Source organism: Pelosinus propionicus DSM 13327, assembly GCF_900114615.1.
Taxonomy (GTDB): Bacteria; Bacillota; Negativicutes; order DSM-13327; family DSM-13327; genus Pelosinus; species Pelosinus propionicus.
Genome location: NZ_FOTS01000008.1, coordinates 54,609 through 74,142 on the forward strand (window position 1 = coordinate 54,609; position 19,534 = coordinate 74,142).

Annotated in this window: 16 protein-coding genes; 13 read left to right on the top strand and 3 right to left on the bottom strand. The window is 37.0% G+C overall.

Annotation, left to right across the window (positions count from 1 at the left end; translation table 11 throughout):
• Positions 1-5 precede the first annotated feature (5 nt).
• From BMZ99_RS05785 to BMZ99_RS05795, 3 genes are all read left to right on the top strand, one after another.
• Positions 6-1,811, top strand: a complete 1,806-nt coding sequence (locus BMZ99_RS05785) for a GGDEF domain-containing protein (RefSeq protein ID WP_090933861.1) — start codon at positions 6-8, stop codon at positions 1,809-1,811.
• A 101-nt stretch (positions 1,812-1,912) separates the two neighbouring features.
• Positions 1,913-2,773, top strand: a complete 861-nt coding sequence (locus BMZ99_RS05790) for a phosphate ABC transporter substrate-binding protein (RefSeq protein ID WP_090933863.1) — start codon at positions 1,913-1,915, stop codon at positions 2,771-2,773.
• A gap of 140 nt (positions 2,774-2,913) precedes the next feature.
• Positions 2,914-5,079: a methyl-accepting chemotaxis protein gene (locus BMZ99_RS05795; protein WP_090933865.1), complete on the top strand. Its 2,166-nt coding sequence runs from the start codon at positions 2,914-2,916 to the stop codon at positions 5,077-5,079.
• 124 nt (positions 5,080-5,203) lie between these two features.
• Here the strand turns inward: BMZ99_RS05795 and BMZ99_RS05800 are convergent, their stop codons facing one another.
• Complete coding sequence (locus BMZ99_RS05800; protein WP_090933867.1) at positions 5,204-6,439, bottom strand: aspartate kinase; 1,236 nt, start codon at positions 6,437-6,439, stop codon at positions 5,204-5,206.
• Positions 6,440-6,699: 260 nt separating this feature from the next.
• Between BMZ99_RS05800 and BMZ99_RS26915 the strand changes: the two genes are divergently transcribed.
• The 5 genes from BMZ99_RS26915 (at position 6,700) to BMZ99_RS05820 (ending at position 10,648) form a co-directional block, all read left to right on the top strand.
• Positions 6,700-6,906 carry a pyridoxamine 5'-phosphate oxidase family protein gene (locus BMZ99_RS26915; RefSeq protein WP_245754833.1) on the top strand — a complete coding sequence of 69 codons (207 nt, stop codon included), beginning with the start codon at positions 6,700-6,702 and terminating at the stop codon, positions 6,904-6,906.
• Position 6,907: 1 nt separating this feature from the next.
• Complete coding sequence (locus BMZ99_RS26920; RefSeq protein WP_245754834.1) at positions 6,908-7,084, top strand: hypothetical protein; 177 nt, start codon at positions 6,908-6,910, stop codon at positions 7,082-7,084.
• A gap of 165 nt (positions 7,085-7,249) precedes the next feature.
• Positions 7,250-7,855 carry an acetate uptake transporter gene (locus tag BMZ99_RS05810; RefSeq protein WP_090933869.1) on the top strand — a complete coding sequence of 202 codons (606 nt, stop codon included), beginning with the start codon at positions 7,250-7,252 and terminating at the stop codon, positions 7,853-7,855.
• A gap of 224 nt (positions 7,856-8,079) precedes the next feature.
• On the top strand, positions 8,080-9,036 hold the full coding sequence (gene fliB, locus BMZ99_RS05815; RefSeq protein WP_090933871.1) for a flagellin lysine-N-methylase: 957 nt from the start codon (positions 8,080-8,082) through the stop codon (positions 9,034-9,036).
• Positions 9,037-9,349: 313 nt separating this feature from the next.
• On the top strand, positions 9,350-10,648 hold the full coding sequence (locus tag BMZ99_RS05820; RefSeq protein ID WP_090933874.1) for an NCS2 family permease: 1,299 nt from the start codon (positions 9,350-9,352) through the stop codon (positions 10,646-10,648).
• Positions 10,649-10,758: 110 nt separating this feature from the next.
• Here BMZ99_RS05820 and BMZ99_RS05825 read toward each other — a convergent pair whose 3' ends face one another.
• The gene (locus BMZ99_RS05825; protein ID WP_090933876.1) at positions 10,759-11,469 is read right to left on the bottom strand and encodes a Crp/Fnr family transcriptional regulator; all 711 of its coding nucleotides are present in this window, start codon (positions 11,467-11,469) and stop codon (positions 10,759-10,761) included.
• A gap of 315 nt (positions 11,470-11,784) precedes the next feature.
• Here BMZ99_RS05825 and BMZ99_RS05830 point away from each other — a divergent pair, with 315 nt between their 5' ends.
• The 4 genes from BMZ99_RS05830 (at position 11,785) to BMZ99_RS05845 (ending at position 16,064) form a co-directional block, all read left to right on the top strand.
• A complete protein-coding gene (locus tag BMZ99_RS05830) occupies positions 11,785-12,564 on the top strand; it encodes an SDR family oxidoreductase (protein ID WP_090933878.1) in 780 nt (259 codons plus the stop codon).
• Positions 12,565-12,766: 202 nt separating this feature from the next.
• The gene (locus BMZ99_RS05835) at positions 12,767-14,065 is read left to right on the top strand and encodes an NCS2 family permease (RefSeq protein ID WP_090933880.1); all 1,299 of its coding nucleotides are present in this window, start codon (positions 12,767-12,769) and stop codon (positions 14,063-14,065) included.
• 201 nt (positions 14,066-14,266) lie between these two features.
• Positions 14,267-15,610, top strand: coding sequence for a DEAD/DEAH box helicase (locus BMZ99_RS05840; protein ID WP_090933882.1), 1,344 nt, complete (start codon positions 14,267-14,269; stop codon positions 15,608-15,610).
• A gap of 91 nt (positions 15,611-15,701) precedes the next feature.
• Positions 15,702-16,064 carry a VOC family protein gene (locus BMZ99_RS05845; protein ID WP_007955979.1) on the top strand — a complete coding sequence of 121 codons (363 nt, stop codon included), beginning with the start codon at positions 15,702-15,704 and terminating at the stop codon, positions 16,062-16,064.
• A gap of 101 nt (positions 16,065-16,165) precedes the next feature.
• Here the strand turns inward: BMZ99_RS05845 and BMZ99_RS05850 are convergent, their stop codons facing one another.
• Positions 16,166-17,302, bottom strand: a complete 1,137-nt coding sequence (locus BMZ99_RS05850) for an HD-GYP domain-containing protein (RefSeq protein WP_090933884.1) — start codon at positions 17,300-17,302, stop codon at positions 16,166-16,168.
• Between the two features lie 245 nt (positions 17,303-17,547).
• Here BMZ99_RS05850 and BMZ99_RS05855 point away from each other — a divergent pair, with 245 nt between their 5' ends.
• Positions 17,548-19,527, top strand: a complete 1,980-nt coding sequence (locus tag BMZ99_RS05855) for an LTA synthase family protein (RefSeq protein WP_245754835.1) — start codon at positions 17,548-17,550, stop codon at positions 19,525-19,527.
• The last annotated feature ends 7 nt before the right edge of the window (positions 19,528-19,534 follow it).

The following is a 19,534-nucleotide window of genomic DNA, read 5'->3' on the forward strand; positions in this document are numbered from 1 at the left end:
CTGCTATGCCAGCTGTACTATGTAATCAGCTAGTTCGACATTATCAAGATACGCAAAAGGGAGAGAACGATTATTATGAATTGGAAAAAATAATACATAACAAAGACATTAAGGCTGTTTTTCAGCCAATTATTTCTCTTTTAGATGGAAATGTTGTTGGCTATGAAGCGTTGAGCCGTGGACCACAAGGTTCATCCTTAGAGCGGCCAGATGACTTATTTGCAGCTGCAGAGAGATTTAATAAATTGTGGGAATTGGAATTTATTTGCAGAAGCAAAGCTTTTGACAGGGTTAAAGGCTTGTCGAAAGATATGATGCTGTTTATTAATGTTGATCCTAATATTATAAATGATGAGCGTTTCAAAAAAGGTGCTACCTTGGAAATGGTAGCAGCTCAGGATTTTGACCTGAGTAATATTATTTTTGAAATTACGGAGAAAAATTCTATCGCTGACTATAAAAATTTTCGCAAGGTGCTAGATCATTATACCAGTCAAGGATATAAAATTGCGATTGATGATACTGGAGCAGGATATTCAGGTTTACGGCTGTTAGCAGAAACACGGCCGCAGTTTATTAAGATTGATATGGATTTGGTAAGGGATATTGATAAAGATGTTTTAAAGCAAGCGTTAATAAAGGCTTTTTATGAATTTTCGGTTGTAATGAATATGAAAATTATTGCAGAAGGTATTGAAACTATTGATGAATTGAATACATTAATTCAAATTGGCATACCTTATGGTCAAGGGTATTTGCTGCAAAGGCCGGCAGCAGAGTTCTTGACGATTCATTCTTTGGTGAAAGAAAATATCATTTCAAAAAACAAGCAGAAAAAACAAGAGGCCTTTCATACTCCGTTGACGATGCCTATTGGAGAAATTAGCAGACGTGATCCAGGCTTTCCAGAAGGGATTACTGGCAGTCAGGCGCTGGAATATTTTAACGAAAATCCTCACCTCATGGGTATTACCTTGTTACAGGGAGAGGTTCCAGTGGGATTATTGATGAAAAATAAATTCTTGGTGCACTTAGCAACTCAGTATGGCGTTGCTGTATATATGAAACGATCCGTGGGTTCGCTGATGGACAATCAGGCATTGATAGTAGATTATGATATGCCATTAGAGCAAGTATCAAAACTAGCCGTTGCCAGATATGAAGATAGCCTGTATGACTATATCGTGGTGACTCAATATGGAAAGTATTATGGAATTATTACAGTGCGGCAATTATTAGAGAAAACAACTCAATTAGAAATCAATAGGGCTAAGCATAGCAATCCTTTAAGTGGTTTGCCTGGAAATATCTTAATCGAAGAAAAACTGCAGCAAATTATTGAATCAAGAGAGTCTTATTCCGTATTATACTTTGATTTAGATAATTTTAAGGCCTACAATGATACCTATGGTTTTGATAACGGTGATAAAATTCTATGCATGACGGCACAGCTCATTCAATTGCAATTAAAAAGTGCGAATGTTGCAGAGTACTTTGTAGGGCACATTGGTGGTGATGACTTTATTGCGATTGTACATGGTGTTGATGTTGCTCCTTTATGCCAGACAATTATTGACTACTTTGATGTTAGGATTCGAGGATTTTATACTGAAGAAGACCAAAAGATAGAGTATATCGTTGCTAAGAATCGGCATGGGATAGAAGAAGAATACCCTATTGTTTCCTTATCCATTGCAGTCGTGACGAGTCGTGAATGTAAATTCAAAACGCCTGCTGATTTAGGTGAAGCCGCTGGCGCAGTGAAGAAAAAATGTAAAATGGTTTGGCGAAGTTGTTACTGTATCGATTAAGTCCATAAGTGATTTAACATAAAGTTAACAATGCCGTAACACATTTTACTGAATATTGTCTTACAATTTAACTATAGTAAATTTTACAGGGGGGTCTTCAAATGAAATTAGTAAAAAAATCTAAAATACTTGTAGCGGCAATGTCTTTAATGCTGGGTGTTAGTTTAGTAGCAGGCTGTGGCGGTACAAAAGAAGCGCCTAAGGCAGCTGCTGATGTACAAGGAACAGTAACTGCATCTGGTTCGACAGCGTTGCTTCCTTTATTAAAACCTGGACAAGAAGAATTTCAAAAGAAATATGATAAAGTAACGGTTAATATTGCAGGCGGCGGCTCTTTTACCGGACAAAATCAAGTTGCTGCAGGATCAGTTAACATTGGTAATTCTGATGTAGCCTTACAAGACAATTTAAAAGATAAAGGACTTGTTGAGCACAAACTGGTAGGAATTCCATTTGTATTCATTGTGAATAGTGATGTAACTGTAGACAATTTATCTCAACAACAATATATTGATATTCTGACTGGTAAAATTACCAACTGGAAAGATGTAGGCGGTAAGGATCAAAAAATTACGTTAGTTCATCGTGCAAAGTCATCAGGATCTCGTGCAACGATTGCTGAAGTAGTACTTAAAAATGCTGACTTCACAGATAATGCTGTTATTCAGGACTCAAATGGTGCTGTAAGATCTGCGATTGCAAGTACTCCTGGTTCAATTGGTTATGTGGATGCTGCCTATGTAGATCAAAGCGTAAAAGGCCTGGCTTATAATGGAGTGAAATATTCGATTGACAACGTTGTAAATGGCAGCTATCCCGTATATACCTTTGGTCGTATGTTTACAAAAGGAGAACCTACTGGCGCAGTAAAAGCCTTCATTGACTATGTGACTAGTAAAGAGTTCCAAGAATCATATGCTGAAAAAAATGGATTTGTGCCTGTTACAAAATTAAAAAAATAATCGAATCAGATAAATGTGGATAAACGAAAAGGTCATGTATATATCATGACCTTTTCTGTTTAATCTATTTAATTAGTAAAAGTTACTAAATAGGCATAACATTTATTATATAGAAGCAATAATGCTTGGGGGAAATAAGCATGCAAAAAAAAGTGATGAATTTTATAAAAAATATGAAAGTTAGGTTTGTACCTAAATTTAAAAGTAATCCGATTATATGCTTAAGAGAATTAAAGCAGTACAGAAATGAGTTACTTAAATTTTCCGGAAAAGGCAATCATGTAAAAAATTCTCTAAGGTCTTTTACACTGGATTCTTTGCGCAATTTTACATTTAAAATATCTTGGTCATCTCTTGCAACCCAGGCAACTATTACCATGGCTCTTATCTGCGTTATGCCGTTAAGTATCATAGGCTGGTATTTTACGAATCAGACAATGGGAAGCCTAACGCAGGCTGCTATAGATAAAAATAATAAAGTTGTGGACCGGATTGCCAGTGATATTGGGGCAAATATTCAATCCAAAAAGAATTTCTTAATGATAACCAGTTCCACGAGCAGCATTCGTGAGATGAAAAAAGAAGGATTGGAAAATTATCTTGCCCAGGTCAAGCCTTATTATGGCGGTAATGAGGCTCTTTTTGTGGCTCGTACAGATGGAAATCAAATTTTTCGTACGGATAATAAAGCACTAGTAAATATTGTGGATCGGGATTACTTTCAAAAAGCATTGCAAGGAACTGTAAATTTCTCAGATCCAATACATAGTAAGGTATCGAATGAGATGACGATCATTGCATCCGTTCCTATTGTAGGCGCAGATAATAAAGTGCAAGGGATACTAGGAGCTAATTTGTCTATGCAAAATGTAAATAATTTGGTTGAGCAGATATTATCGCAAAATCCAGGCTATTCTATAACGATTCTGAATAAAAATCGAGTACCGATTTTTTATCAAAGTGATTCATCTGCAGTTGTACAATCCAAACAATTAGAAGAAGAATATTATAAAGAGGCTGTAGAAAAGCAGTCTGGCAATACGATGGGAGTATTTCGGAATCAAGACTATTTTATCTCCTATCGTCCCATTGCGAATACGGATTGGATTGCTGTTTCCGCCTATCCTAAAAAAGATGCACTGCAGTCTGCCTTCGATATGGTAGAAAATAGTACAAAAATTATCTTTTGTATGATTATGATTTTACTGATTAGTGGATTGTTTGTGATTCGTAAATCTCTTGCTCCTTTGCAGGAATTAGCGGAAGGGGCCGATATTGTAGCCCAAGGTGATTTAACCCACACGATGGGGCATTACAGGCACGATGAATTAGGGCATGTTGCAATGGCCTTTAATAGCATGACATTTAATTTGCGAAATATTGTACAGTCTGTAAAACAATCTACTGGTCTTGTATTAGAGTCTACCAATACTGTTGCAGCTACTACAGAGCAATCTCGCGTCGGAAGCATCCAAGTGTCACAGTCTGTCGCGGATATTGCCGAAAAAATTGGACATCAGGGAAAAGATACGAAGACTACCGAAGAGCTGCTGCAAAAATTAGTGAATATTAGTGTGAATGTTTCAGAAAGTATTCAGCAGACGGCAGCTTCTACTAATGAATGTTCAACAGCGTCTGTTCAAGGGCAGCAGGTCATCAATGAGACGGTAGTGAAGATGCAAAATATTAAAAGCCTTGTTGCTTCAACTGCTAAGACCGTTGAGATACTGGGGGAAAGTACAAAGGAAATTGGTACCATTACGGGTGTAATTACCGAAATCGCGAAACAGACCAATTTATTAGCTTTGAATGCAGCGATTGAAGCTGCTCGGGCGGGAGAAGCAGGTCGAGGCTTTGCGGTGGTGGCAGACGAAGTACGTAAGCTAGCCGAACAATCAGCAAAAGCTACCAAAAACATTTCAGCAATTATCAATCGAATTCAGTCAGAAAGTAGTGGTGCCTTCACTGCCATGCAGCAAAGTTTTGTTAATGTAGAGCAGGGGGTCGAAATTGCGCAAACCAGCGGTGCTGCATTTGAAAAAATTGTTGCAGGGATCGGTCATGTGCAAGAGCAGGCTAATACCATTATTGTAGAAACAGAGAATCAAGTTAATTTATGCCGGGAGGCAATGCAGGCTGTGGCTAATATTAGTGTCTTGGCAGCTCACAATACGAATGGTGCTCAGGAAATTGCTGCAGTATGCGAGCAGCAGGCTGCTTCCGCTCAAGATATTACCTCTTCTACGGAAAAGTTGCAGGAGATGTCATACAAACTAGAAAACCTGGTGCTGCAGTTTAAAGTATAGCTTGGAAAGAAAAGAGAGACGAAACCGCAGAGGCATAGAATACTGAGAGGGATTCAATTCTACCTTCTCTGTGTTCTCTGCGCCTCTGCGGTTAATGTATTACCACGTTAGTATTTTTCGTGTATTATTCAGGATTTTTAGGAAAGAAACGAGCATGAATTGCGTTTACGGCTTCTTTTACACGATCAGCTTGAATGATGCAGGATATGCTGATTTCTGAAGTGCTAATTACTTCAATGTTTACTTCAGCATCAGATAATGCACCAAACATATTGGCAGCGATGCCAGGACTGCCGAGCATACCTGCACCGACAATGGATACTTTGGCGACCTGATTATCAATGAGAGTACCAAGAAAATCCATTTCCTCGCCTAACTCCTCGATGATTTTTTTCGTTTGAGGTAAATCAGGTTGTGCAATGGTAAAGATCATATCGATAATATCTTTGTCCGTATTGCGTATACTTTGTACGATCATATCCACATCAATATTTGCTTTTGCCAGTGCTGAGAAAATTTTAAAAGCAATACCTGGACGATTTGGTACACCTAATATTCCAATTTTGGCTACATTGGTGTCATGAGCGACTCCTTTGATGATAAATTCTTTTTCTTCCATTGTACATACCTCCCTGATAAAAGTACCCATGTCTTGGGTGAATGTTGAGCGTACGTGAATTGGGATACCATAGTGTTTACCCATTTCTACAGAGCGAGGCTGCATCACTCCTGCTCCTAGTCTAGCCATTTCCAGCATTTCATCACAGGTTATTTCCTTCATTCGGCGGGCATCTGGTACAATTCTTGGATCAGCAGAATAGATACCATCTACATCTGTGAAAATTTCACAAACATCAGCTTTTAGCGCTCCGGCTAGAGCAACTGCAGAAGTATCGGAGCCGCCTCGTCCCAAGGTTAAAATATCGCCTGCATCATTCGATCCTTGAAAACCAGCGACAACAACAATATTTCCCTGATCTAATTGTTCTAGCACCCTTACTGGATTAACGTTGTTGATTCTGCCTTTGGTATAAGCGCTATTTGTTTTAATGCCGGCCTGGGAGCCTGTTAATGATATGGCGGGATGCCCCAATTTGCTGAAGGTCATCGCCAATAAAGCGATGGTTACTTGCTCGCCAGTTGATAATAACATATCCATTTCGCGAGCATATGTATATGGTTGTCCAACTAAGGTATTGGCTAGGGTAATTAAGTTATCTGTAGTATCTCCCATAGCCGACACTACTACAACCATTTTATCTTCAGGACCTTTTTCGCGTAGAACTCTTTGGGCTACAGCCATGATTTTCTCAGGGGTAGCTACAGAGCTTCCACCGAACTTTTTTACAATTAGAGCCATTTCCATCCTCCCCCACTTCACTTAATACTGTTAATATAATATACTATTCTTCCTAAAGACACAAATAACTTTTTAAGAAGGACATACTTTATAGTAGCATAAAGTAATTATTTTGCCAATTCGAATTTTATCTTCCTTATTATATAATAACAGCTAAATAATCAATAATTTTTATTAAGTAAGAAGGAATTTAATACAGAGAAAACGAATATCAATTATAATCTAACGAATACATAATAAAAGTGAAGGAGGGTTATATCATGGCTTTAAAAGAATATTTTGCATCTGTAAAGGGGAGTGGTGTTTTATCTACTGCTGATGATCAAGGCAAAGTCAATTCTGCAATCTATGCTGCTCCTTATCCATTAGAAAACGATTTGTTTGGGTTTATTATGAAAGCGCGTAAGACACATGAAAATATTGCAGTAAACCCTAATGCTTGCTTCTTGTTTGTTGAAACGGGGTAAAATGGAAGGGAAGCGTGTCTATCTGACTAAGGTTCAAGAAGAAAAGAATAGCGAGTTGCTTTTTTCTCTCCTTAGCCGCTGTAAGCATGAAGAGTGTGAAACAAAGGAAGACTATTATTTAGTACATTTTAAGGTTGATAAAGTACTGGATTTAGTGGGAGATAAGGAAATTATATAAATCAATGAAGTCTAGGGAATACTTGCATTCCCTAGACTTTTTTTGCCATTTTTTCAGTAATTTATGCAATGCGAAATTTACTGAAAATTATGTAATATTTTAATATATTGACACGAATTTTGTTTATGTGGTAACTTAGCATAGTATAAATTTAAGGAGGTTTTTATGAATAACACGCAACATGTAAAAATCGTAGTGGCAGACCCTTCTAGTTTAGGTTTATTTGGTTTGGCAATGGTGACTTTTGTCGCATCTACCCAAAAACTTGGAATTACAACTGGTTTATCGTTTGTAATTCCATGGGCTATATTTTTGGGGGCCTTTGCGCAATTAATGGCAGCTTCTCTGGATTTTAAGCACAATAATATTTTTGGAGCAACTGCTTTTGCTGGGTATGCTTTCTTTTGGTTTTCCGTTGCAGCGTGCTGGTTAATAAAGTTAGGTGTTTTTGGACAGGCACTTATGAATGGTATTGATATGGGACAGCTTGGTTTTGGTTTTATTGGTTATTTAATTTTTTCCCTATTTATGACGATAGGTTCAATGGAAACGAATAAAGTATTATTTATTATCTTTGTATTAATTGATGTTTTATTAGCAATGCTAGCATTAGATGCCTTTGGTGCTGCTCATTGGGCGCATACTGTGGCTGGTTATACGGAGCTTGCAATATCCTTAGTTTCTTTCTATGGTTCTGCTGCAGTCGTATTGAATCATCATTTTGGAAAAGCATTTTTACCTACAGGTAAACCTTTTGGAATTTTTAAATAAGTACTCTATATAGTTGCTAAGGATCATCTGTCACAGCAAGTCATAATGCTGTAACAGGTGGTCCTTTTCTGTTACATAGAATTTCAAGTTATAGCTTTAGAAGAAATGTTGACTATGAGAGCGCAGCATTTTTTATCTGATTATATCAGCGGATACGGCAGGAATTCCTTGGAGTATCAAGAAGAAATACACTCATAAGCATAATCATAGGATGGAGCTGTAAGATGTATATCTATATCGATATTATAAATGAGTTTACATGCGAAATGTGTGGAAGTTGCTGCCGAAACGATTGGCAGGTAACAATGGATGAGGAAAGTTATAGACGAAATTATCAGCTATTTTTGAGAAATGGGAAGGAAGAGGAGTTCTTTAATATTTTTATTCCTATTATTGGTAAAGTGGAATTAGGTGAATATGCTTACATCCGTAAAAAGACTGAAGGTGGCTGTTGGTTTTTAGAAGAGAATCATCTTTGCCGATTACATCAGGAAGCTGGGCATAATCATTTAGATACAGTCTGCCAGATTTTTCCTCGCTATCCGATGAACACTTCGCGCGGTAAAGAGCTGACTTTAAGCTTTAGTTGTCCAGCGGTAGTAAAAATAGCAAGTCGAGTGAGACCTTTAGAAATCATACGCTCTAAGGTGGAACCAATGCTTTTACATGCTAACCAGGAAGTTGCTCATGTATATCCTGATCAGCAATCTTCATATCATCCTTTGCGTTATTATTTTGAAATAGAACATCACATTATTGATTTACTGCAATATAGAAAAATCACAATTGAAGAACGTATTCAACTCGTAAAAGAAACAATTAAAAAAATTCTCCATTTGCCGCAGAACGAGACTTTTAAGCAGAGTTTTAATACAATTATTTATGATAATTATCTTTATTTAGATGAAAAAGATGATGTTATAGCAGCAGTCAGTCATTGTACACCTGATATTTTAATCGAAAATTTTCTTATAAATTTCGTCTTTAAAAAGCCATTATATCTATATGGTTTACAGTCAGGACTACATCTATTGGATACTATGTGGAGACAAATTAAAAGTGAAAGAATAAACGATACCAATGGATCAACAGAAATGGAACGTATTTCTACATTGATTATGAATCTGGAATTTCATTATAGCCATAATCGTAGTACTTTACTAACCTCCATTCTTCTATAGCTAGATGAATGGAGGTCTTAATTTGTAGAATTTGTAAGTTCACGAAATAGTAACATGAATCTTTCATTGTAGGTACAGCGGGATATAGAGGTTATTAATGAGGCGCTATACTCTGCAATAAATATAAATGTCCTGCTGATAAGGCTATTATTAATAAAATAGAGAATTTGTTTTTAAAAAAATAATAATATTAGTAGAATTCAGGAGAATAGTAAAAAGATAAGAAGAATAAATACGGATTTTAGTGTATACATAATGTGTAAATCTGTGTTATAATGTCGCCTTACATAGATATAATTTAGAGGTGTTGCAAATGGAATTATTGTTTAAATTACGAGAACGAGGGACAAGTGTATCCACTGAAGTTTTGGCAGGAATAACAACTTTTTTAACATTGGCATATTCAGTCATTGTTATTCCTTCCGTTTTAAGTTTGACTGGTATGGACTTTAATGGTGTTTTTATGGCAGTTATTTTAAGCAGTGTAATCGGTACCTTAATTATGGGATTATTTGCGAATTATCCGATTGTAATTGGACCTGGACTTGGGTTGAACGCTTATTTTGCTTTTAGTGTAGTAAAAGGCGGTGGATATTCCTGGGAAGTAGCACTTGGGGCTGTTTTCATATCGGGAGTCATGTTTTTACTGGTATCTCTTACCAAATTTCGTTCCATTTTAATTGATGCGATTCCTGCGAGTTTAAAGCATGCTATTACTGCAGGTATTGGTTTTTTTGTCTGCTTTATAGGATTACAAAGTGCAAAAATTGTTGTTGATTCTCCTGCTACTTTAGTAACTCTTGGAAAGCTGTCTGAGCCCATTGCTTTGTTGACAATTATTGGTTTGGCGGTATCATTAGTATTGCTTACCTATCGCGTAAAGGCAGCCTTATTTATTGGTATGTTAGTAACCGCATCTGCTGCTTATTTTATGGGTTTTATGTCGTTGCCGTCACAATTTGTGGTGATGCCTAGTGGTCTAGAGAATACCATATTAAAATTGGATGTACAGGGTGTCTTAGATTCTGGTCTTTATTCTGTAATTTTTACTTTCTTTTTAATTACATTATTTGACACTACGGGTACACTACTGGGAATGGCAGAGCAAGCCGGCCTTCTTATAAATGGAAAGTTTCCAAATGCGAGAGGTGCCTTTTTAGCTGATGCTGCTGGCACGGTGGCTGGTGCTGTGCTAGGAACAAGTCCCACCGCTACCTGTATTGAGTCGAGTGCAGGTGTAGCAGTAGGAGGACGCAGTGGTTTAACTGCTGTTGTTGTTGCAGGATTGTTCTTAGTCACTTTATTTTTTTCGCCTGTTGCTAAAATGCTATCAAGTATACCAGCTGTGACAGCACCCGCACTTATTATTGTTGGTTTTTTTATGATGAATGGTTTGCGTGATATTGACTGGCAAAACATTGAAGAAGCTTTTCCGGCTTTTCTGGTTGTGGCGTCTATGCCATTAACCTATAGTATCGCTACTGGTATAGGAATTGGCTTTATCGTATATCCTCTATTAAAATTAATGCGAGGCAAGGGAAGTGACGTTCATCCCATCTTATATTTATTCATGATATTATTTTTTATACAAATTGGACTTTTAAGTCATTGAGAATAAAAAAACAGCCAATCTATCTTCAAAAATATTGATAGGTTGGTTGTTTTTTATAAGTCACCTTTCTTCGTTTTATAGTAGTTAAAAGGTGTAGTAAATAGCAAGTGCTAATTTTCCAGTGTAGAATAATGCTTTAGTTTGTCAAGAAGTAGCAGTTGTTTGGGGCTGATGATTGTTATTAAGCGTTCTGCTTGTAGTTTCGAGAGCTTGCGGCTGAGTGTTTCTCTTGTAGTACCGAATAAATTAGCTAGCTCATGTCTAGGTAGATTAATAGTAAGTCGGATACCATCAGGTGTCACAACACCTTCTTTTTCACCCATAATGAGAAGCCAAGTAATCAGACGCTGTTCAATGGTCTGTAAGGTAAGATTACTAATGAATCTTTCTGCATAAGCGAGTCTTTCTGTTAATGCCTGCATAATACGGGTTGAAATTTCAGGATTTTGGTGCATCATCATTCTTAAGTCATCTCGAGACAGAAGGCAAATTCCAGTGTTATCTAATGTTTCTGCATTTAGGAAATAGTGCTGTTCATCCATGAATAAAGCGAGTTCACCAAAGAAGTCACCAGGTTCTAATAGACGCACAATTTGTTGTCGCCCATCTTCTGACATTTCATAGACTTTTACCATACCAAAGCGCACGATATATAGATGATTAGCTACGTCTCCTTTTGCAAAAAGAATTTTACCCTTTTCATAGTTTTTCTTCTTGATCAAAGTGTTAATTTTCTGCAATTCTGGAAGATGCAGCATTTTGAAAATGGGAACAATGCTGGCACAGATATGTTCTCGTGAATTGGTGCATGTGTCGTCCATAGCATACCTCAATTATTTAATATATTTATTTATATTATAGATTGAATGATTCTTAGTGAAACGTTTATTTTAAAATTTAATTGATATACTATGCAAAGAGTAGTAAATAAGGCAAAAAACGTAAGTCGTAAAGAATACATAAGAGTTAAAATTTGAAAGGAATTTAAGGTTAGCTGGGTCAATATACAGTAGGTTAACAAAACGAATACTTGATCTTTATTTCACTTGTTGAGCATGGCAGGAAATTAAGTGATTGTGTAGAAAGATAATCAGCAAGGTAGATGTAATGATTATAAATAGAAGGAGATTTGTCGAATGAAAATATTAAAAGATAAAATTGTTTTTATTAGTGGCGCCAGCGGTGGTATAGGTAAAGCTTGCGCTGAATTATTTGCAAAATCAGGAGCAAAATTAATTATATCTGCAAGAACGGTAGAAAAGGTACAAGAAGTCGCCAATGAAATAAAAGAGAAGTATCAAACTGATGTATTGGCACTGCAATTGGATGTGCAGGATAAAAAGGCTGTCAATGAACTCATCGATACATTGCCTTTAGACTGGCAGAAAATTGATATACTTGTTAATAATGCTGGATTAGCACGCGGTATGGATAAACTTCATGAAGGAGAGCCAGAAGACTGGGAGGCTATGATTGATACAAATGTAAAAGGATTATTGTATCTTACCAGAAAAATTGTTCCTCGGATGTTAGAACATAATGTAAATGGTCATGTTATTAATATTGGTTCTACTGCAGGGATTATTGCTTATCCTGGAGGGACGGTATATTGTGCTACAAAAGCTGCGGTTAAGTTCATTAGTGATGGACTTAGAATGGATGTCGTGGATACTCCAATACGAGTAACGAATATTCAGCCAGGCATGGTGGAAACTAATTTCAGCGTAGTTCGATTCCATGGCAATCAGCAGAAAGCTGATAATGTGTATGAGGGTATAGAGCCTTTAGTAGCAGAGGACATTGCAGATATTGTTGTTTATGCAGCTAGTGCGCCAGCTCATGTTCAAATATGTGAGGTAACTGTTACTCCTACCCATCAGGCAACAGGCGGTATTGTACATAAAGAAAAAAAATAAAAAATTGTTTATAAGGTAACCACTTAGATGTAACTATCTAAAATGGTTACCTTTTTTATATATTCAAGAAAGTATAATAGTTAGAGTTTCTGACTTCTACAAAAATTCTTTGTATACAAGGGTACTTCAATGTGATAAAATAAATCTCGGTCTTTTGGAGAAGATAATGAAAGCAAGAAGATAGAATAGAGGTGTTTCATACGTGGAATCATGGTTCAAATTAGAAGAGCGAGGAACAAAGGTATCTACAGAGATAATGGCAGGTATTACTACTTTTCTGACAATGGTGTATATCGTTATTGTCAATCCTGCGGTTTTACATATTGCTGGCATGGATTTTGATGGTGTATTTATGGCTACTATTTTAGCAAGTGCATTAGCTACGTTGATTATGGGGATATTTGCCAATTATCCGATTGCTATAGCCCCAGGAATGGGGATGAATGCGTACTTTTCTTATAGTGTTGTATTAGCAGGGGGACATTCATGGCAAGTCGCATTAGGAGCAGTATTTCTGACAGGGATTATTTTTCTGCTCCTTTCCTTAACCAAATTTCGTTATATTTTGATTGATTCAATTCCAACTAGTTTAAAACATGCGATTACCGCAGGAATTGGCTTGTTTATATCTTTCATTGGATTACAGAATGCGAAGATTGTCATTGCATCGCCGGCGACATTGGTTACGTTAGGAAATTTGGCAGAACCGATTACCTTAATGACAATTATTGGTCTTGTGATCTCCTTGGTATTAATGGTTTATCGTGTGCAGGGAGCCTTATTTGTCGGTATGCTGATTACTTCCGTTATAGCTTATTACAAAGGGATGCTAGTATTGCCAGATAGTTTGTATATGCTGCCTCATGGTTTAGAGAACACCGCATGGCAAATGAATGTATCTGGTGTTTTTGAGCAAGGGCTCTATGCAGTGGTATTTACTTTTTTATTGATTACCTTGTTTGATACTACGGGTACAATGCTTGGTGTAGCAGAACAGGCCGGATTACTAAAGGATGGAAAGTTTCCTCGAGTGCGGGGAGCGTTGCTGGCAGATGCTGTTGGCACTACCGTTGGTGCTGCTCTTGGTACGAGTCCTACTTCCGCATATGTTGAGTCAAGTTCAGGAGTTGCTGTAGGCGGACGGACAGGTCTGACAGCTGTAGTAACAGCTATATTGTTATTAATTACTTTATTTTTTGCACCTATTGCCAAAATTCTGGCTAGCATTCCTGCAGTTACAGCACCTGCTTTGATTATAGTCGGCTTTTTTATGATGGGAGGGTTGCGCAGTATCGATTGGAATGATCTGGAGGAAGCTTTTCCTGCCTTTTTAATCGTAATTGCGATGCCGCTAACATATAGTATTGCTACAGGGATTGGTGTAGGTTTTATTGTATATCCTATTTTAAAAGTGTTAAGAGGTAAAAGCAGAACGGTTCACCCAATCTTATATATATTCGCCATATTGTTTTTTATACAGTTAGGCTTTTTTAGCCATTAAGAAAAAGAGTGTTAGGCATGGGACTAACACTCTTTTTCCTAACATGTATTTGTAATATTTCCAGGAAATATAGCGAAGATTTCTGTAGAACAATCCTAGTCATTGCTTTACATGCAGTATACATTACATCTGGAATCAGATTTGCCGTCAATAGTAAGATAAAATGAAGTATAGGTTTAATGAATAATAAGAGGTGTTTTTATGCATAAAGATTTTACAAGCCTAGGTATGCGACGGAAAATAGTTGCGCTTTTAGCTGAGAATGGTATTATTAAGCCCACAGAAATACAAATACAGGCGATACCTGCGATCATGTCCGGCAAGGATGTTGTTGGGCAGTCTCAGACAGGAACAGGCAAAACATTAGCCTTTGTATTGCCTATTTTAGAAAAAATTGAAATCAGTAAGCCAATTGTACAAGCATTAATTATTACGCCAACTCGGGAATTAGCTCTCCAGATTACCCGAGAAGTGGCAAAGTTAGCAGACCAATTAGAAATACAGGTCTTATCTGTATATGGTGGACAAGATGTAGATCGACAAATTAAAAGGCTAAAAGGAGGAGCTCAAATCGTCATTGGTACTCCTGGACGATTAATGGATCATTTGCGGCGAGAAACGATACAGCTTGAGAATGTTACGAAACTTGTACTAGACGAAGCGGATCAAATGTTGCATATGGGTTTTTTAGAGGATGTGGAGGAATTAGTTCGTCAAACTTCGAATAAACGCCAAACGATGCTCTTTTCAGCAACCATGCCTTCTAAAATTCGCGGATTAGCCGACCGTTACATGCGAAAGCCGTTAGATATACGGATACAAACTAAAAATATTACTTTAGATGAAATCAAACAGATTATGGTAGAGGTACCTGAGGCAGAAAAAATTGCCAAGCTAAGTAGTATGATTGATGAATATCGACCCTATTTAGCAATTGTTTTCTGTCATACCAAAAAACGAGCAATAGCTGTAAATATGGCTCTTAGTCAAAAGGGTTATGAAACAGACGAACTTCATGGTGAATTGTCTCAGGCAAAGCGGGAACAGGTCATGAAGCGTTTTCGTGAAGCTAAAATTCAGATCTTAGTCGCCACAGATATTGCCGCCAGAGGTCTGGATGTAGAAGGCGTTACTCACATATTTAATTATGATATTCCTCATGATGTAGACAGCTACATTCATCGTATCGGGCGTACGGGGCGTGCCGGGCAAGTGGGTATGGCCATTACATTAATAGATCCTCATGAACAGCCTTATGTAAGATTGATTGAGCAAGGTATTCGGGCTGCAATTGAAAAACATAAAGTAAATGATCAAAAAGTAGTTAGCAGTGATAAAAGAAGAGTATTCAATGCAAAGAGTGAAGAGGAAAAAGCAGGAGTAGAAAAAAAAGAGAAAAAAAGAGCCTTTGTTTTTGGGAAAACCGATAAGAAAAAAACGGGGAACCACAGCGGAGCAAACTCAAGAAGCCGCCGCAAGCCAAAAGAAAATGAAAAAGGTGAACAGCAGGCTCAGCCAGGAAGAGAAAAAAGAAAAAAAAGATAAGGTAATCGATAAGAGTGGTAATTGTGTAATACCTTGACAATTATGCACTCTTTTCTTATATAATGTAGATAACAACAAAGGAGGTAGAATTGTGAATTTTAAATTAGCACATAATAATATTAATGTCTTGGATCTAGAGCGGAGCATGAATTTTTACAGTAAGGCTCTTGGGTTGGTTGAGACATCCAGGAAGGATATGGATGGATTTACCTTGGTTTACCTGGGAGATAGGCAGACTCCACATAAACTGGAATTAACATGGATGAAAGACCGAAAAACTGCTTATGATTTAGGTGAAAATGAGTTTCATCTGGCCTTTATTACAGATGATATGGAAAAGGCGCATGCTTTACATAAAGAAATGAATTGTATCTGCTATGAAAATAAGGCGATGAATCTTTATTTCATTCAAGATCCGGACGGCTACTGGTTGGAGATTATGCCAGAGCGATAAACGCATAATTTAAAAAAGAGGACATTATTGTTAGATAGTAACAATAATGTCCTTTTTATGTTTCAAATGGCGATGTTTTAAAAAGAGGGGAAGTGCCTTTCTTATACTACTAATTTTGCAATAAAGAGATCTTTATTTTTGCTGAGGTCAATAAATTCACCATTTACAGTCCTCACAACTAGAGACATATAAAAAGGATGATTATAAACGACTTCTGCTGTTCGACCGTCATTGAGTTCAACATTTACATTGAATACAAAGCTTTCTAAATAATGGTCAAATGTATCAATGATAGTAGTATCAAACTTAGTAGCACCTTCTTGGGTCAGTCTTTTGCGAATCGCAAAGAAATTGGGGGGGGTATTCTTTTCATGAAGCAGAGAATCAAAAAAGTTGGCAAATGCAACAATTTGGGCGTAGGGATGAATCTTAGCAGCAGGCAAATGCAGCGGAAATCCGCTGCCATCTTGATATTCATGGTGTTGCAGTAAAATCAGATTGGCCTCTCGAGGCAATCCTAAACTTTTAATGATTTCGTAGCCGGCTTGTACATGACTTTGATATTGCAATTCCTCTTCTGCTGACTGGCAGTCACTTTTATGAAGGAGGTTTTCTGGCAACTTTATTTTGCCGATATCATGAAGTAATGCTCCTAAGGCAATGGTATGTATTACTGCATCAGGATGTCCTAATAGTTTAGCGATCTTTGCAGAAATAATAGCTACCGATATACTGTGATTGGTGAGATTTTCCTGCATCGAAGGGGTGATTTCTCTTTTGAGTGTATAAGCAAGCACTCCTACTGTCGTTGCTGCATAGTGGCAGATAATATTTGCCATGACGGTAAGGGGCATAATGTCTTTTGTTTGTGGCAGATCAAAGAGTATTTTTGAGAATTTATCAGAAATATCGTGGTATTGTTGAGTGGACTTTTTGTTAAAAATGGTGGGCAGCTCTTCGACGGGAGGAGAATCACTGTCAGCTATTTTTTTTATTTTATCAAAAAGCTGAGAATTTTTAGAGATAATTTCATCAAATTGTAAGGATAGGCGAATATCATCATCTGTATCTTTTTCTTCTCTCACCCGGATTTCTTGTATCTCCCATAGTTTTAATAAACTGATGGTTTTATCAGTCAGACTGGTGCCAGCTGCTAGTAAGACTTGTCCTTCGGGATTTAAGATATGCTCGGCGATGACATCACCTTTTTTAAGTTCATTTATTTTGATTTTTAACATATTTATATCCTCCTAAGTTAAAAAATCAGTAAGAGTGCTACTTTAAAGCTCCTTATTCTAGAGAATCTAATTCTATCTAAAATCATATAACAAAATATAAGAATTGGCGAGAAGAAATTCTTAATACAGGCAAAACTTTAAGTCTGAGATGCCCGATAAAGGATGAAAAAGTAGAAAAATGCAGGATAATGGTGAAAAAAATAGAAATAAAGAAGAAGTATGCATAAGAGGAGATGTTTTTCTGCGTGTCAAGGTGGGAAGAATTATTTAACAACATTCAACAAGATATAAAACTATTTATATTTGTACTGGGAGTATTTTGCTTATTTCGGATTGGTTTTATTATTATATTAAATTCTTATATTAGTGAGGCTGCAACTTTTCAAGATATTGCTATGACACTTTATTATGGGATACGGATTAGTTTGAAAAGTACAGGTATAGTGGTTGCAGTTTCTTTTATACTTTGTATTATATTCAATATAATGAATAAAAAGACAATAGCAATCAATTTGCGTTATATTCTGGGGTGTACGTATATCACCCTTCTAAGTTTATTGTTTTATGCTCGAATTCCTTACTATGAACAATTTCATATGGGGTTTAATCAATTGCTATTTAATACTTTTAATGATGATGTTCATGCCTTATTCTATACTTTGGTAGAACAATATAATTTGCCTATTCGTTTACTATTGACTGGAGTAACAGCACTGGCATTGTGCCGTTTATTAAAAGTCTGGCTGAAAACGAAGACATATCATTTACCTCGCTTTGCCAAGTGGTACAGTACTATTGCCTTTCGTACTTCACTGTTAATTGTCGTATATTATCTCGTTATCTTTATTCGCTTTGGCGGCAGTATGAGCTATGCCTATAACATCGACTGGGAAAATTCAGGGGTAACTAAGGATGAATTTTTAAATGAGGCCATTTTAGATGACGTTCAAGCTTTGTATCGGGCATATACACTCCATGAGCGGGTAATGGCATCAACGGGGTTAGATATGGATCCACAGAGGATGGTGGAGTATGGAACGTATGTGGCTGGTCATCCGGTGGACTCACAAAATATTGATGATTTTTTAAGAAAAGAAGCCCAAGGCGGAAAAATTGAAAAGCCACAACATGTATTTCTAATCATTGGGGAAAGCTATGCTAATTGGCCGCTGCTGCCCCAATATAAAGATCTGAACATTGCCAATGGTATGCGGAATATTATTGCCCAGGAAGATGCGGCCTATGTACCTGCTTTTCTGCCTAATGGTATGAGCACCATTTCAGGAATTATGGGAATTGTTACAGGCCTGGCAGAAGCAAACCTGTATCTTACTTATTTGCCTGAGTCTTACAAGGAACCTTATTCTACATCTCTTGCTCCTCAAATAAAAAAACTAGGTTATAAACCTCGATTTTGGTATGCTGGTCCTACTTCTTGGGAGCGAGTAAAAGATTTTACATTGGCTCAAGGGTTTGAGGAATTTTATGGAATGGGAGATATAGCGAGCCAGTCGGGAAATGTTTGGGGTTGTGATGATAAATATTTATTTCAAGCTGTTGCCTCAGGGGCAGATCGTCCCACGCCGACGTTTGATGTGATTATGAATATTTCAAATCATGCTCCTTATACAGTCGATTTAGAGAAAGAAGGCTTTGATAGGGACACTGTAATCAGCGGATTGCCTGATAATCTAAAAGAAGATCAGGAGCTTATAAAAAAGCTGGGACATTTTTGGTATGCGGATAAGGTTATGGCTGAATTTATTAAGGATATGCGCCAGAAGTATCCTGATAGTCTATTCATTATTGTTGGTGATCATGCCGATCGGCTCAATATCCAATTGAATCCTGATCTATACGAACGCTATGGTATTCCTTTTATTGTCTATGGAAAAGGAATTGATAAAAAGGTGTTTCCTAAAGAAGTGGCAGGCAGTCATATTAATGTGGCACCTACGGTCCTAGAATTACTGTCGCCTCCTGGTTTTGTTTATTATTCATTAGGAGAAAGTATGACAAGGGGGAATGGAGTAGGTTTTAATTACGGATTTTGGGTAACTCATGATTCTATCGGGAAAATTGGCGGTGAGAACAAAGAAAATATGGAGGGAATGAAAATGACCTCTGCTGTCGACGGGAATTTCATACAAAAAGATATTGATGCAAGACGAGCCATTTCTTGGTGGCGTATTAAAAATGGAAAAAATATGAAATTTGAAGAGTGATTAACAG